At 72.6% G+C, this 13,852-nt stretch carries 12 protein-coding genes; 5 read left to right on the forward strand and 7 right to left on the reverse strand.

Annotated features, from left to right (window positions below; translation table 11 throughout):
• Nucleotides 1–2 precede the first annotated feature (2 nt).
• A complete protein-coding gene (locus tag O7629_RS29885) occupies nt 3–2,345 on the forward strand; it encodes a glycosyltransferase family 2 protein (RefSeq protein WP_278173473.1) in 2,343 nt (780 codons plus the stop codon).
• A 28-nt stretch (nt 2,346–2,373) separates the two neighbouring features.
• Here the strand turns inward: O7629_RS29885 and O7629_RS29890 are convergent, their stop codons facing one another.
• Nucleotides 2,374–3,987, reverse strand: a complete 1,614-nt coding sequence (locus tag O7629_RS29890) for a glycosyltransferase family 2 protein (RefSeq protein WP_278173475.1) — start codon at nt 3,985–3,987, stop codon at nt 2,374–2,376.
• Between the two features lie 107 nt (nt 3,988–4,094).
• Here O7629_RS29890 and O7629_RS29895 point away from each other — a divergent pair, with 107 nt between their 5' ends.
• On the forward strand, nt 4,095–4,637 hold the full coding sequence (locus tag O7629_RS29895) for a hypothetical protein (protein ID WP_278173477.1): 543 nt from the start codon (nt 4,095–4,097) through the stop codon (nt 4,635–4,637).
• On the forward strand, nt 4,634–5,812 hold the full coding sequence (locus O7629_RS29900; RefSeq protein WP_278173478.1) for a glycosyltransferase: 1,179 nt from the start codon (nt 4,634–4,636) through the stop codon (nt 5,810–5,812). Before O7629_RS29895 ends, O7629_RS29900 begins: the two co-directional genes overlap by 4 nt.
• Before the next feature lie 49 nt (nt 5,813–5,861).
• On the opposite strand, the gene O7629_RS29905 is transcribed toward O7629_RS29900, so the two are convergent.
• The 6 genes from O7629_RS29905 to O7629_RS29930 are packed head-to-tail and all read right to left on the reverse strand — an operon-like array spanning nt 5,862 to nt 11,957.
• On the reverse strand, nt 5,862–7,469 hold the full coding sequence (locus O7629_RS29905) for a hypothetical protein (protein WP_278173480.1): 1,608 nt from the start codon (nt 7,467–7,469) through the stop codon (nt 5,862–5,864).
• 2 nt (nt 7,470–7,471) lie between these two features.
• Entirely contained in the window at nt 7,472–7,768 is a 297-nt protein-coding gene (locus O7629_RS29910) for a YciI family protein (protein ID WP_278173481.1), read from the reverse strand.
• The gene (locus tag O7629_RS29915) at nt 7,765–9,117 is read right to left on the reverse strand and encodes a hypothetical protein (RefSeq protein ID WP_278173482.1); all 1,353 of its coding nucleotides are present in this window, start codon (nt 9,115–9,117) and stop codon (nt 7,765–7,767) included. The genes O7629_RS29910 and O7629_RS29915 overlap by 4 nt, the downstream gene beginning before the upstream one ends.
• Nucleotides 9,118–9,173: 56 nt before the next feature.
• A complete protein-coding gene (locus O7629_RS29920; protein ID WP_278173483.1) occupies nt 9,174–10,031 on the reverse strand; it encodes an SDR family oxidoreductase in 858 nt (285 codons plus the stop codon).
• Nucleotides 10,028–11,011: a transketolase C-terminal domain-containing protein gene (locus tag O7629_RS29925; protein ID WP_278173484.1), complete on the reverse strand. Its 984-nt coding sequence runs from the start codon at nt 11,009–11,011 to the stop codon at nt 10,028–10,030. Before O7629_RS29925 ends, O7629_RS29920 begins: the two co-directional genes overlap by 4 nt.
• Nucleotides 11,004–11,957 carry a thiamine pyrophosphate-dependent dehydrogenase E1 component subunit alpha gene (locus O7629_RS29930; RefSeq protein ID WP_278173485.1) on the reverse strand — a complete coding sequence of 318 codons (954 nt, stop codon included), beginning with the start codon at nt 11,955–11,957 and terminating at the stop codon, nt 11,004–11,006. Before O7629_RS29930 ends, O7629_RS29925 begins: the two co-directional genes overlap by 8 nt.
• Nucleotides 11,958–12,071: 114 nt before the next feature.
• Here O7629_RS29930 and O7629_RS29935 point away from each other — a divergent pair, with 114 nt between their 5' ends.
• Complete coding sequence (locus O7629_RS29935; RefSeq protein ID WP_278173486.1) at nt 12,072–13,202, forward strand: mandelate racemase/muconate lactonizing enzyme family protein; 1,131 nt, start codon at nt 12,072–12,074, stop codon at nt 13,200–13,202.
• A 100-nt stretch (nt 13,203–13,302) separates the two neighbouring features.
• Complete coding sequence (locus O7629_RS29940; RefSeq protein ID WP_278173487.1) at nt 13,303–13,851, forward strand: hypothetical protein; 549 nt, start codon at nt 13,303–13,305, stop codon at nt 13,849–13,851.
• Nucleotide 13,852 lies beyond the last annotated feature (1 nt).

The following is a 13,852-nucleotide window of genomic DNA, read 5'->3' on the forward strand; positions in this document are numbered from 1 at the left end:
CGGTGGGCGCACTGCTCAGCGTCGTCACACCGATCTACAACGTGGCGCGCTACCTGCCGGAATGCCTCGACTCGCTGGCCGACCAGACCCACCCGGACATCGAGTTCGTCCTGGTCGACGACGGCTCCACCGACGACAGCGGTGAGATCGCCGCCGCGCGGGCCGAGGCCGACCCCCGGTTCCGGTTGATCCGGCAGCCGAACCGAGGGTTGGGCGCGGCCCGCAACACCGGAATCCGCGCGGCCAGCGGCGACTACCTGGCGTTCGTCGACAGCGACGACGTGCTTCCCCGGTACGCCTTCGAGCTGCTGGTCGGTGCGCTGGAGTCGACCGGTTCGCAGATCGCCTCCGGCAACGTCCTGTTGTTCAACTCACGCGGGCTCTGGCAGTCTCCGCTGCACCGGGGCACCCACCGGCGGACCCGGCTCGGTGCCCGGCTACGTCGCCGCCGGAACCTGATCTACGACCGGCTGGCCTGCAACAAGGTGTTCCGGCGGGACTTCTGGACCGGCAACGAGCTGTGGTTTCCCGAAGGGGTGCGGTACGAGGACATCCCGGTGACCGTTCCGGCGTACGCTCTGGCCGCGAAGATCGACGTGCTGAGCACCCCGGTCTACCACTGGCGCCAGCGGGAGGCCGGTGCCGAGGAGTCGATCAGTCAACGGCAGACGGAGATCACCAACCTGGTCGACCGGTTCGCGGCGGTGCGCAGCGCCAGCCGGTCACTCGCCGCGCTCGGCAACCGTAGAATGAAGAACCACTACGACACCATCGCGTTACGCAGCGACCTGCGGATGTTCCTGTACCTGCTGCCGGACGTGGTGGACGAGGCGTACCGGCAGCGTTTCCTGCAGTTGGCCGGCGAGTTCCTCGCCGAGGTCGACCCGTCGGTGCCGGACCGGCTCGAACCGGGACTGCGGGTGGCCTGGCGGTTGGCTGGCGAGGGTCGACTCGCCGAGCTGCTCACCGTGGTGGCGGCGACCCGGCTCGGGCAGAAACCGCCGGTGGTGCCGGACGTCCCGGTACAGCTGTACCGGCCGGACCGGCGGTTGCGTACCGCCCTGCGGTCGGTCGCCTGGCGGGGCGGCCGGTTGCGGATATCCGGGCACGTCTACCGTGCGCCGCAGGTGGCCGGCGCACCCTGGCTACGGCTACGCGCCCTGTGGCTGCGCGAACGGGGCCGTTCCGGGCGGCGCGTGCCGGGGCCGGCCCACTCGCGGGTGTTCGCTGGTCGCGGCTCGGCGTCCTGTCAGTCGGCCGACGACCCGCCGGCCGGGTCGGGGTTCGACGCATCGTTCCGTACGTCGGCGCTGCGGCCCAGCTCAGGATGGCGGACCGGCACCTGGCTGGTGATGACCGGCGTCGTCGACCCGGCCGGACCGCCGGTCAGCGGACCGGTCAAGGTCGGCGAGATCCAGCCGGCCCTCCCCGCCACCTGGGTGGCACCCGGGGTACGGATCGTGCCGGTGCTGTACGACGGTGCGCTGCGGTTGCGGGTCGAACGACCCAGGGTGTGGGCCACCGCCGCCGAGGTCGACGACGACAGCCTGGTGATCAGCGGAACAGTCGCCGCCGGTGTCGCGCCGCCGACCGCCCTGTCCCTTTCCCGGGCGCCGGCGGTGGTGTGGCGGCGCTACCCGACCGCCGTCGGCGGATCCGCCCGGCCCGCCGCCGATCCGGCGGCGGCCGGTCCGGACACCGACGAGGCGACCGGAGCTGTCTTCAGCTGTCGGATCCCGCTCGCGGATCTGCTCGCCGGGGCTGCCGTCCAGCGACCGGCGCCGGTCGGTGATCCGGTGTCGGGCTGGTTGGTCGGCTACCGGCTCGGCGCCGACCGGACCGACGAACAACTGCCGGTCGGGGAGGGTTTCGTCGATCTGCACCCGGTCGGTGGGGGTCCGGGCCCGTTGGTGGAGCCGGGGGATCACGGCAGCCTGACGATCCGGATGCTGCCGACCGGTCCGGTGGTCACCTGGGCCACTGTAGACCAGGGCGGGGTGACGATCGGCGGTGAGTGCGCGGTTGGTGACCTACCGTCCCTGGCCGTCCTGCGGCACGCCGACGACCTGCGGGACGCGGCCGCCCCGGCGGACCGCGACCTGCCGGTGGAGAGCGTCGACGAAGGCTGGCAGGTCCGAGTGCCGGCCGCCGGCCCGGACCAGCTTGAACCGGGCCGCTGGTGGTTCGGCTACCGACCGGGCGCCGCTGACCAGGTGTGCGACCTGCCGGTGTCCCTGCGTATCCGGGACGGCCTGGGCCGAGCGGACGGCACCGGCGGCAGGCAGCCGCTCCGGCTGCGACTGGAGCCGGACCGGCTGCACCGGGTCGCCCTGCTGGCCAGTTGACGGCGATCAGCCCGGCCGCCGCGACCGGTCAGCTGTCGGTACGGCGCGACGTCAGCCGCCGCCGACCGGACCGTGCCGTCCGCCATGCCCGGCGGAGCAGGTTCCGGCTCTGCCGGGCACCCATCTCGGACAGCCATTGCGGACTGCGGGCCAGGGTTCCGGCGGTGCCGTCGGTGACGACCAGCGTCGGCCCGCCGGCGTCCGGCGTCAGCCAGAGCACCCGGGTGCCGACCCGGGTCGGTCGGGTGCCGAGGGTGCCCCGGCCGCCGCGCTCCGGACCCGGCGGTACGGCGTACTCGCGGCCGCTGTCCCGGACGACCAGCCGGACCGGGTACCGGCCGGGAGCCAGCTCGCCGGCGGCCAGCCGGCAGGACCAGCGCAGATCGTTGCTCTCGCGGTACTCGACGGTGACCGGTTGGCGGAGCAGCCCGTCACCGACCTCCAACAGCAGGTCGGAGCGGATCTGACCGGGTTCGCCGTCGATGCCGGCGCAGCGCACCGTGCCCTCGACGACGACTGTCGGGCCAGCGGCTGTCGGGCCGGTGACCGGCCGACTGCCCCGCAGCGCCTTGACGCTGACCGTCACCTCACGGACCCGGAGCAGATCGCGATAGGTGTCGAAGTCGGGGTGCCCGAGGTACGGCTGGCCGGCGTGCACCCGCAGCGGTCGGCTGGAACGCGGCCGGCGTACTGTCGCGGCGTCCTGCTCGTAGATCGCGACGGCGCGCAACCCGGCCCCGGCGTTGCCGACGAACTCGCTGGCCACATCGATCGGGATGTCCTTGAAGAGGCTGTGCATCCGGGCGGTGAACTCGGCGAGCTGATCATCGTCGCAGCCGGCCGCCGCCCGCCACGCGTAATGCAGCTGCATGTAGGCGATCCACCGGTACACCGCTTCGCGGTCGTCGGGGCGCAGGTCACGCACCTCGTCGGCGAGCCGCTCGATGATGGTCAGATGCTGCATGATCCGGGCCGGCTGGCTGCGGGAATCCATCAGCGAGGAATTGTCCCCCCGCTGCCGGTAGAGGTAACTCAGCCGGGGAGTGAGGATCGTCCGAGGCGACCTGGCCAGCAACGGAATGGTGAACAACACGTCTTCGAACGCGGTGCCCTCGGTGAACTTGACGCCGACCGCGTCGACCAGATCCCGGCGGAAGATCTTGTTGCAGGCCGACGGGTTGCCAACCAGGTCCGGGGCGTGCGCGATGTGCTCGACGACCCGTTCACCGATGAGCAGTTCACGACGCCAGGCGGGGTTCGGCCGGGGCGGCAGCCCCTGCATGTCGCCGACGGCGATCGCCGCCTCGTGGCGGTCGGCGAGCCCGGTCAGGTGACTGAGCGCGCCGTCCGGGTAGATGTCGTCCGAGTCGAGGAATGCCAGGTAACGGCCGGTGGCGAGGCGCACGCCGTGATTGCGGGCCGCGCCGAGCCCGGCGTTGTCCTGCCGGACGTAGCGCACCGCGGTGGCCTGACCGGCGTACCGCTGGGCGATCTCGGCTGACCCGTCAGTCGAGCCGTCGTCGACCACGACGACCTCGACCAGATCCCGACCAGGCTGGCGTTCGATGGATCCGAGCGCTTCCGCGAGCCATTTCTCTGTGTTGTAGACCGGCACGACGACGCTGACCGTCGGGGATGGCACCGCGTTCACCTCACGTCACGACTGGGTAATCTGGATCGGTGACCCTGATTCGTAGAGTACGTCGCGTGCTGCGCCCGGCACGGCGGATGGTTGGTCGGTTACAGCGCATGGCCGGCCGGCCAGCGGCGCAACTCTACAGCCCGAACGTTACCGCGAGCGACGTTCGTCTTTTCGTCGGCGTCGCCGAGCGCAAGGGCGATCGTCAGGGCGTAACGGCGGCCCTGCTCCGGCTGGTGCAGCGCGGGGCGGCGAACGAGACCGAGCAGCGGCGGGTCCGGTCCGTCGGCGTCGGCGCACCGGCCCCGGCCGCCGACCCGCCGTCCGTAACCACCGACCGGCCGACCCCGGTCGCCGACCCGCCGCCCGCGGGTCGACCGGCCGGCGACGCAGTCCGGCTCACCCTGCACCGACCCGATCCGGCAGCCCCGATCGAGGCCACCGTCACCGGCCGAGCCGCACCGCTGTCGTACTGGCGTCCTGCCTGGGCTGAGTTGCCGCCTGACCTGCGAGACCAGCTCGCCGCCAGTGTCCTCACTCGACTCGCGGCGACCGGCGGCGTCATCGAGGTGCGCGCCGGCGACCCGGCCAGCACATCCGTCGCCCGAGCGGTCGCCGCCGGCACCGGTGCACGGTACGGTGGGCAGCCGTGATCGTTCCCTGGCGCCGTGGCACCTCCGACGGACACCTGCTTGACGACGCGCTGAGCGCGCTGGCCGCCGCCGACTGGTCCGACACCGACCGCCCCCCGGTCGCCTGGCTGCACTGGCCGGTCGACACGGCCAATCCGTACCAGTCGTTGCTGTACAGCCGGTTCTCCCAGCACAACCTGACGCCGATCCGGGTCCGCCGCCTCGACCAGCTGGACAAACTGCTGCCCGCGCTGCCCGACGGCATCGGCCGGGTGCTGCACGTGCACTGGCTCTACGACGTGACCTCCGGTTGCACCACCACCAGCCAGGCAGAAGCGGCGGTCGATGCCTTCGCCAAGCAGCTGGACACCCTGCGCGACCAGGGCGTACGGCTGGTCTGGACGGTGCACAACCTGCTCCCGCACGAGACTGTGCACCGGGCGACCGAAACCCGGCTGCGCCAGGTGATGCTCGCCGCCGCCGACGTGGTGCACCTGATGCACGACAGCCACCTCGACATCCTGCGGGACACTTTCGGAGCCGAGCCCCGACGCGTGGTGATCGCCCCGCACCCCACCTTCGCCGGCGCCTACCCGGACTGGGTGGACCGGCCCGCCGCCCGCAGCCACCTCGGCATCCCGCTCGGCGCCCGGGTGCTGGTCACCTTCGGGCAGGTCCGGCCGTACAAGGGGCACGGCGACTTCCTCGACGCGCTCGACGTCGCGGTCCGGCACGACCCGCGACTGCGCTGGCTGGTCGCCGGGAAGGTACGCGAGGAGGCCGGCGGCCCCGAGTTCATGCGCCGGGCCGCCGAGCACCCGGCGGTGATCTTTCATCCCGGCTTCGCGTCCGACACCGACGTGCAGTACTTCCTGCGGGCGGCCGACGCCGCCGTCTACCCGTACCGGTCGTCGCTGAACTCCGGCGCGCTGGCGCTGACCGCCGGATTCGGCCTGCCGGCGTACGTGTCGACCGGCACCACCGTCGGTGGTCTGCTGCCGGACGCCGCGCTGCGCCGGTTCGACCTGTCCGACCCGGACAAGACCGCCGAGACGATCACCGAGTCCGGTGGGGCCTGGGACCGTGCCGAGCCGGTCCGCGCGGCGGTCCGTGACCACGTCGAAGCCCTGGCCCCGGCAAAGGTCAGCGCCCGGTTCGCGGCCGAGTTACGGCGGCACCTCGACCCGCTGGCGTGACGGGGCGTCCAGTGGCTGGCGACCCTGCCGACTGGTCGCGCCGCCGGCCTCAGCCGGCGCTGTACGCGTACCGGGCGGCCCGTTCGGCCAACCACAGCCACCGGCGCTGCACCGCGCCGCTGGTCGCGGCGACCATGCCGAGCGCGTCGGTGCGCACCCTGTCCAGTGCGACGGCGTCAGCCGCCGGGGCGTCGAGCAGCCCGGCGCCGTCGCGGAACGCCTCCGCCTCGGCCCCGCCACCGAACCGGGGAGCGACCTCGTCGCGCCAGAAGTCCGCCCAGTCCAGCTCCGGGTTCCAGCCGAACCGGGCGTACGCCAGATAGCTGATCTCGTTCGTCGGGTGGTAGGCGCCCGCCTCGCCGAAGATGGTCAGCCCCCGCATGCCGGCCGCGCCGACCCGGGCCGCCATGTCGGCGTACAGCTGCGGCACCCAGGAGTGCCGCTGCCGGTTCCACTGCGATCCGGCGTGGGTACGCAGCACGTTCGTCGTGTGCGGTAGCGCTTCGACGTGCGCGGCGGTCAACCGGTCCCGGTTGTCGTACCAGAACCCCCGGTTGACGCAGTACTGGTAGGCCACGTCGTCGGGCAGGTCGGCCAGCGGACGCTGTGCCGGCAGGTCGAAGATGTTGTCCCAGTAGACCTCGACCAGGTGCCGCAGCGGCACCCCGGCCGGCCCGGTACGCCGGGCCGTGTCCAGCAGCGTCGGGTAGACCGACCGCATCGCCTCGTACGACCAGGAGGTGCGTTCACCGCCGGTGCGCCGGGTGCACCGAGCGCAGGCGCAACTGCCGTAGTCGCCGGTCTCGAAGTTGATCCCGCCCACCGGGATCGTCTCCAGCAGCCAGTCGACGGCGTCGCGATTCCAGGCCAGATTGTCCGGCTGCGACGGGCAGGCGGCCATCATGTACTCGCTGGCCGGGAAGTGCAGATCGCCGAACTCGTCGATGTCAAAGCCGACCTTCTTCGGCAGCTCGGCGGCCAGGTCGGGGCGTTGCCGCAGCCAGGTCGCCAGGTTGTAGCGGTGCCGACCGTCGAAGTAGATGCCACCGTAGGCGTTGACCCCGATCCCGGCGATGATCCGCACGCCCCGCTCGTTGGCGTACCCGCACAGGTCGCGGGCCGCGTCGACACCGCCGTGCGCGTCGCGCAGCAGCCCGTAGACGACGATCCCGCCGATCCGTTCCCGGCTGCAGAAGTCGACCAGTCGCCGGTAGTCGGCGCCGAACGCGTCGGCTGACTTGGCGTACGGGTTGAGCGCGCCGATCTCCTGTAGGCCGAGCTGGCGCAGATCCCAGTTGGTCGAGTGGTCCCAGGTCCACAGGGTGCGCAGTGCCAGCCCGGGTGCCTGCTCCCGTACCCCCACCGGGACCCGGCGTTCGGTGGCCAGCTCGGTCAGCTCCCGGGCGGCGTAGATCAGGCCGGCGAACGGGTCGCCGGTCAGCCGGATCCCACCGTCACCGGTCGGGTCCGCACCCGGCCCGCCACCGGCCGGAACCTCGATCCGGTAGGTGCCCTCCGGCAGCGCCGGGTCGGCGTCGAGGTGCACCGGCACCCCGTCGGTGGAGCTGCCGAAGGTCTCGGCGAGCAGCCGGGCGGCGTACGGCGCGGATTCGGCACCGCGTACCTGGACTCCGGCGATCTGGCGTAACTGCGACATGTCTACCTCCCGAGGGATTGCGGTGTGGCGGCCAGGTACTCGGCCACCTCGATGGCCGTCCACACCCCGTGCCGCCAGTACGGGTCGGCCTCGCACACCGCGCGGGCGGCGTCGGCGTCGGCGGCCCGCACGATGAGCACCGACGCGCTCAGATCGGCGTACGCGCCGGCGACCAGCGCGGTGCCGTCGGCGAGCAGGGTGGCGACCCGGTCCAGGTGGGCGGACCGGTGCGGCCCGCGCCGCTGCGCCGCGTCGGCGGCGTACCTGGCGGTGACCAGGTAGGTCGGCTCGAATCTCACGCGTCACCGCCGATCGCCTCGAACAGCCGCTGCATCGCCACCCGGTAGACCGTCTGCGGGCGGCCGGCTCCGGTGCTGACGTGCACTCCGACCTCGTCGGCGTAGCCGGCGGCGCGCAGCGAGTTGAGCAGCCGGCGTGCCGAGCGGGCCTCCACCCCGTACGCGTCGGCCAGGCCGCGGGCGGTGACCTCGTTGGGGTCCAGCTGATGCAGCGCCTCCAGCAGGCGTCGGGTGGACAGCGGGCCGAGTTTGAGCTGTTCGGAGACGCGCAGGATGCCGGGCGCGGTCTCCCGCAGGCGTTGCTTGACCGGGCTCACCCGGGTGGAGTGGATCTCCCCGTCGGGGAAGACGACGTGGGTGTCGCCGCTGCCCCGGCTCAACGCGAGGGCCTTGCGGGCGTTGTCCTCGGCGGCGGCGATCGTCGTGCCGGCGCCGAAGCCGACGGTGTGGCCGCCGTCGACGCCGCGCAGGGTGAGCAGGGAGGCGTGGCCGGCCCGGTGGCGGGCGAGGGCACTGTCCACGGTGCCCCGGGTGGTGGTGATCACCATCGTCCGGTCGTCGATCATGCTGAGCCGCCCGCGCATCCGTTCGGCGTGTTCCAGCAGCGCCTCGCGCAGCCGCAGCCGCTGCCGTTCCACCTCGTACGGGTCGTGCCGGCGGCTGGCCGGCTCGGCGAACTCGATCATCATCACGGCGATCTGGGTGGCCCGGGACTGCCGGATCTCGGCGGCCAGCCAGGCGCGGCGCAGCGCGTCGCGCACCGACGCGCGGGTGTGCTCGACCCGCCAGACCGGCACGCCCGCCTCGCGCAGGTCGCGGTGCACCGCACCGAGGCAGGTCAGGCAGGCTTCGACGGCACCGGTGGCGTACCGGTCACGGTGGTAGGCGGTGACGTCGTCGAGGGTGGCGTAGAGCAGTCCGGTCGAGTCGGCGATCGGCAGGATCTCGGTCGGTGCGGGCACCTCGATGTCGTGGTATGTCTCCCGTACCACCCCGGCCTCGATGGTGTCGACGCTGACCGTCGGCAACTGCCCGCCGGTCGCCAGCAGCATCCGGGACAGGGTGCGGTAGAGGTCGATGCCGCCGTGGCGGATGTAGTCGACCTCGGCGCGCAGGTCACCGGCGGCGGTGGCGAGCGCGTGCGGGATCCGGCCGGTGAACAGCAGTACCTGGCAGAGCTCGTCGAGCTCGCGGGCCAGTTCCGGGGCCTGCTCCGGCCGGGCGTACGCACGGCTGGTGAGTTCGCCGGCCCGCCCTTCGCCGGCCCGCCCTTCGCCGGCCCGCCCTTCGCCGGCGGCGACCTCCTGGACCAGCCGGATGGAGTCCTCCGGCCCGATGATGCCGATCATGTGTTGCTGCCTCCACGTCGTCGCCGGCTCGCGGGCGGGCTGCTCAGCCAGGCCGTTCAGCCGGTGTAGACGGTGCCGGTGATGCTGGCCGACAGTGGTGCCGCGAGCACCACCAACGCCGACGCCACATCTTCCGGCCGGCCCAGGTCGGCTTCGATGCCGGCGACCCGGCCGGCATCGACCCCGTTGGTCCGCGCCTCGTCCAGCGAGCGGCGCATCAACGGAGTGTCGATGTCGCCGGGGCAGAGCGCGTGCACTCTGACCCCCCGTGGGCGAAGCTGGCGGTCCAGGGTCAGTGCCAGGCCGTGCAACCCTCCCTTGCTCGCGCCGTAGGGTACCGACCCGGAGCCGGTCAGCACGCCCGCCTTGGAGCCGACCAGCACCAGCACCCCGGTGCCGGCGGTCAGGTGCGGTACGGCGTGCTTGGCGACCAGGAACGGCCCGGTCAGGTTGACCGAGAGCACCCGGTGCCACAGCTCGATCGGCACACTGGTCACATCCAGGCCCTGGCCCTGCATGATCCCGGCGACATGCAGCACCGCGTCGATGCCGCCCCAGGCGGCGGCGATACTGCCGAACGCGTCGGCCACCTCAATCTCGACCGTGACGTCGACCTGACGGGAGTACGCCGTGACACCGAGGTGGCGGACCTCGTCGGCGGCGCGGGCCGCGCCGGCTCCGTCCGCGTCGAGGACGGCGACCGCGGCGGCGCCGGCCGTGGCGGCGGCCCGGACGGTGGCCAGCCCAATGCCGGAGGCGCCGCCGAGCACCACGACCCGCCGTCCGGCCAGCACGGGCGCCGTACCGCTGGCCGGTGTGGCCGCCGCCGGATCCTCCGCCGCCGGGTCCGCCGCCGCCGGGTCCTCCGCCGCCGGGTCCTCCGCCGGCGGGGCGTCCCGGGCGTCGCTGGTCACGCCCCGACCGTCCGGCGCACGGCGGCGGCCACGTCGGCGGCCTCCGGCACGACGGCGGCCTGCAGCGCCGGTGCGGCCGGCATCGGCACATCCGGGCAGGCGACCCGGGCGATGGGGGCACGCAGGTCGGCGAAGCACTCGGCGGCGGCACGGGCGGCGATCTCCGCACCGAAGCCGCCGGTCAGGTTGGCCTCGTGGGCCACGACGAGCCGGCCGGTACGGGCCACCGATGCCGCGACGGTGTCGAAGTCGAGCGGGTTGAGCCAGCGCAGGTCGATCACCTCGGCGTCGATGCCGTCGTCGGCGTGCAGCTGCCCGGCGGCGTCCAGCGACGCGGACACCATCCGGGACCAGGCGACCACGGTGACGTCGGCGCCGGTGCGGACCACCCGCGCGCCGCCGACCGGCTCCACCGCCGCGTCGGTGCGGACCTCGCCCCGGGTCGGGTAGAGCATCCGGGCCTCGGCGACGACCACCGGGTCGTCGCTGGCCACGGCGGTACGCAGCATCTGGAACGCGTCGTCCGCAGTGGCCGGTAGAGCCAGCCGCAGCCCGGGGGTGTGCGCGAAGTACGCCTCCGGGGAGTGCGAGTGCTGGGCGCAGGCACCGGGTGAGTAGCCCTGCTGCATCCGGATCACCAACGGCACCCGCCACCGGCCGTTGCTGGCGTAGTGGATCGTCGGGATCTGGTTGACGAACTGGTCCATCGCGACGAACGAGAAGTCGGCGTACATGATCTCGGCGATCGGCCGCAGGCCGGTCATGGCCGCGCCGAGCGCCATGCCGAGGAAGCCGGACTCGGAGATCGGGGTGTCGAAGATCCGTGCCGAGCCGAACCGCTTGTGCAGCCCTTTCGTCGCGCCGAACGGCCCGCCGGGCAGGGCGACGTCCTCGCCGAAGTAGATGGTGTCGTCCCGGCTGTCCAACGCCCAGGTGAGGGCGGCGTTGACGGCCTGGATGTAGCGCAGGGACTCAGACATGGACGTGCTCCTTGACGGTCGCCGGGTCGGGCAGCGGCGTGGCGCGGGCGGCGGCGACGGCGGCTTCGATCTCGGCGTCCACCTCGGCGTCGATCGCGTCCAGGGCGGCGGTCAGCGCCGCGTCGGCGGCCTGCCGGATGCGGGTGAGCGGTTCACGCTGGCGGGCGGCGGCGATCTCGCCGGCCGGCCGGTAGTGCTGGGCGTCGCCGCTGTAGTGCCCGACCAGGCGTTCGGTCATTGCCTCCACGATGGATGGGCCGGAGCCCTCGCGGGCGCGGGCCACCGCCTCGTCGACGGCGGCCGCGACCGCGTCCGGGTCGTTGCCGTCGACGACCCGACCGGGTACGCCGTAGCCGGGTGCCCGCTCGGTGAGCTGGCGTACCCGCACCATGTCTTCGATCCGCGACATCTCCGAGTAGACGTTGTTCTCCACGACGACGACCAGCGGCAGGTCCAGCACGGCGGCCATGTTGATCGCCTCGTGCACGTTGCCCTGGTTCATGGCGCCGTCGCCGATGCTCACCACCGAGACCGCGCCGGAGCCGGTGCGCTGCGCGGTCAGCGCGGCCCCGGTGGCCACCGGCACCCCGGCACCGACGATGGAGTTCTCGCCGACGAACCAGCGGCTCGGGTCCGACAGGTACGGCGAGGCGGCCCGGCCGCCGCACAGCGCGCTGTCGCGGCCCATCATCTCGGCGAACAGTCCGGCGAGGTCGACGCCGCGAGCGATCGCCCAGCCGTGGCCACGGTAGGTGGCAGTCACGTAGTCGCCGTCACGCAACGTACGGCAGGCACCGACCGGGATCGCCTCCTGGCCGTTGCACAGGTGGATCGACCCCGGGATCTCGCCGCCGTCCTTGAGGGCGGTCAGCCGCTCCTCGAACCGGCGGATCCGGGTCATCGACCGGTAGTCGTCCGGCAGCCCCATCACACCCCCAACGCTCATTAGTCCCTTATTGAGGCTCGTTGAGAATGGAGCCTAGACCAGGGCCATCATGCTATGGAAGAGTGAGGGGCAAGTTTCTGGCCGTTATAGGTCTCAAATTTTCTGGGGGCAGCTATGGAGATCGCCGCCGTCGACTCGGTGGTGCTCGGCGACGCGCACTTCGTCCAGGTGCACACCGCCGACGGGCTGACCGGCGTCGGCCAGTCCGCCTGCTGGGGCTACCCCGCGGCGGTGCACGCCGTGGTCGAAGCCTTCCGCCCGTACCTGCTCGGCGCCGACCCGCGGCGGATCGAGCACCACTGGCACCACCTGTACCGGATGGGGCCGTTCCGCGGCTCGGTGCTCACCGCCGCCGTCTCCGCGATCGACATCGCGCTGTGGGACGTGCTCGGCAAGCGACTCGGCGTACCCGTCTGGCAGCTGCTCGGCGGCCAGGTCCGGGACCGGATCCGGCTGCACCTGCTGCTGGGCGGCACCGGCGCCGACGACCTGGCCGCCCAGGCGGCGGCCGCCGTCGCCGACGGCTTCACCGCCGTCAAGTTCGACCCGCTGCCGGCCGACTACGCGAACCTGTCGGTGGCCCGGCTGGTCGCGCAGACCGAAGCCACCACCGCAGCCGTACGCGACACCGTCGGGCCCGACGTCGACCTGCTGATCGAACTGCACCGCAAACTCACCCCGCTGCAGGCCGAATCGGTCGTACCCGCACTGGCCCGGCACCTGCCGCTGCTGGTCGAGGACCCGATCCAGATCGACAGCGTCAGCAGCCAGGCCGACGTGGCGCGTCGGGCGGCCGGCGTACCGATGGCCAACGGCGAACGACTGCACACCATCTGGGAGTTCAAGGAGTTGCTCGCCCAGGGCGGTGCCCAGTATGTGCGCCCCGACGTCGGCCTGGCCGGCGGACTCAGTCACGCCCGTAAGATCGCCGCCCTGGCCGAGGCGCACCACGCCGCCGTGGTCACCCACAACTGCCTGGGCCCGCTGCTGACCATGGCGTCGGTGCACCTCGACGCGGCGATCCCGAACTTCGTCGTGCAGGAGTACTCGCCACTGGACGACACTCTCGCCACCGGCCCCGCCCGCCCGGCGGTCCGCCGTGACGGCGGCTACCTGCCGGTGCCCGACCAGCCGGGCCTCGGCGTCACCCTCGACCTGACCGACGCCGCACCACTGGACCTCACCGGCCGGCCACTGACCCGGATCCCGCGCCGCGCCGACGGCTCCGTCGCCTACGCCGTCTGAGCCTGACAGCCCCGGCCTGCCCGACCCGGACCCCTCCGGCGTACTGTGTCACTCCAATTCCGACAGGTCGGACGAGCGAGGGGTCGATACGCTTGTCGGCATGTCGCAACCGACGCCCGAGACCCGTCCGGACCGGCAACTGGTCTTCGCCTCCGACGAGGTGATGGGCCGTATCGCGCAGCAGGTCCAGCCGCAGATCCAGCAACCCGCGGCGGCCGAGCTGGTACGGGTCACGCTGTTCGCCTACGTCTTCAGCTGGCTGCCGGCCTTCGTCGTCCTCGCGGTGGCGACCGCCGTCGCACCGTCGGCGACCAGCGGGGCCAGCGTCGCGGCGACCGCGCTGTGGGCCCTGCAGTTCGCCACGCTGATCGCGATCTCGACGGTCGTCACCACTCTGATCCAGCGGCGCGCCACCCCGGCTGAGCGAGCTGGCGCGGACACCCCGCCCAGCCGGGTCCTGCTGCGTGCCGTGCGCGGCGCGCTGTTCACCATCGCCTGCGCGGCACTGGTGCTGGCGTGGCAAGGGCTGTCGGTCGGTCAGATCGCGGTGCTCGCCGGGATGATCGCCGCCCTCCTGCATCTGGCACCGATGTTCATCGCTCGACTGCTACTGCGTCGCCGCCAGCACGGCGAGGCGGCGGCGCGGTAAC

Origin of the sequence: Solwaraspora sp. WMMD792, from assembly GCF_029626105.1 — a bacterium.
Lineage (GTDB): Bacteria > Actinomycetota > Actinomycetes > Mycobacteriales > Micromonosporaceae > Micromonospora_E.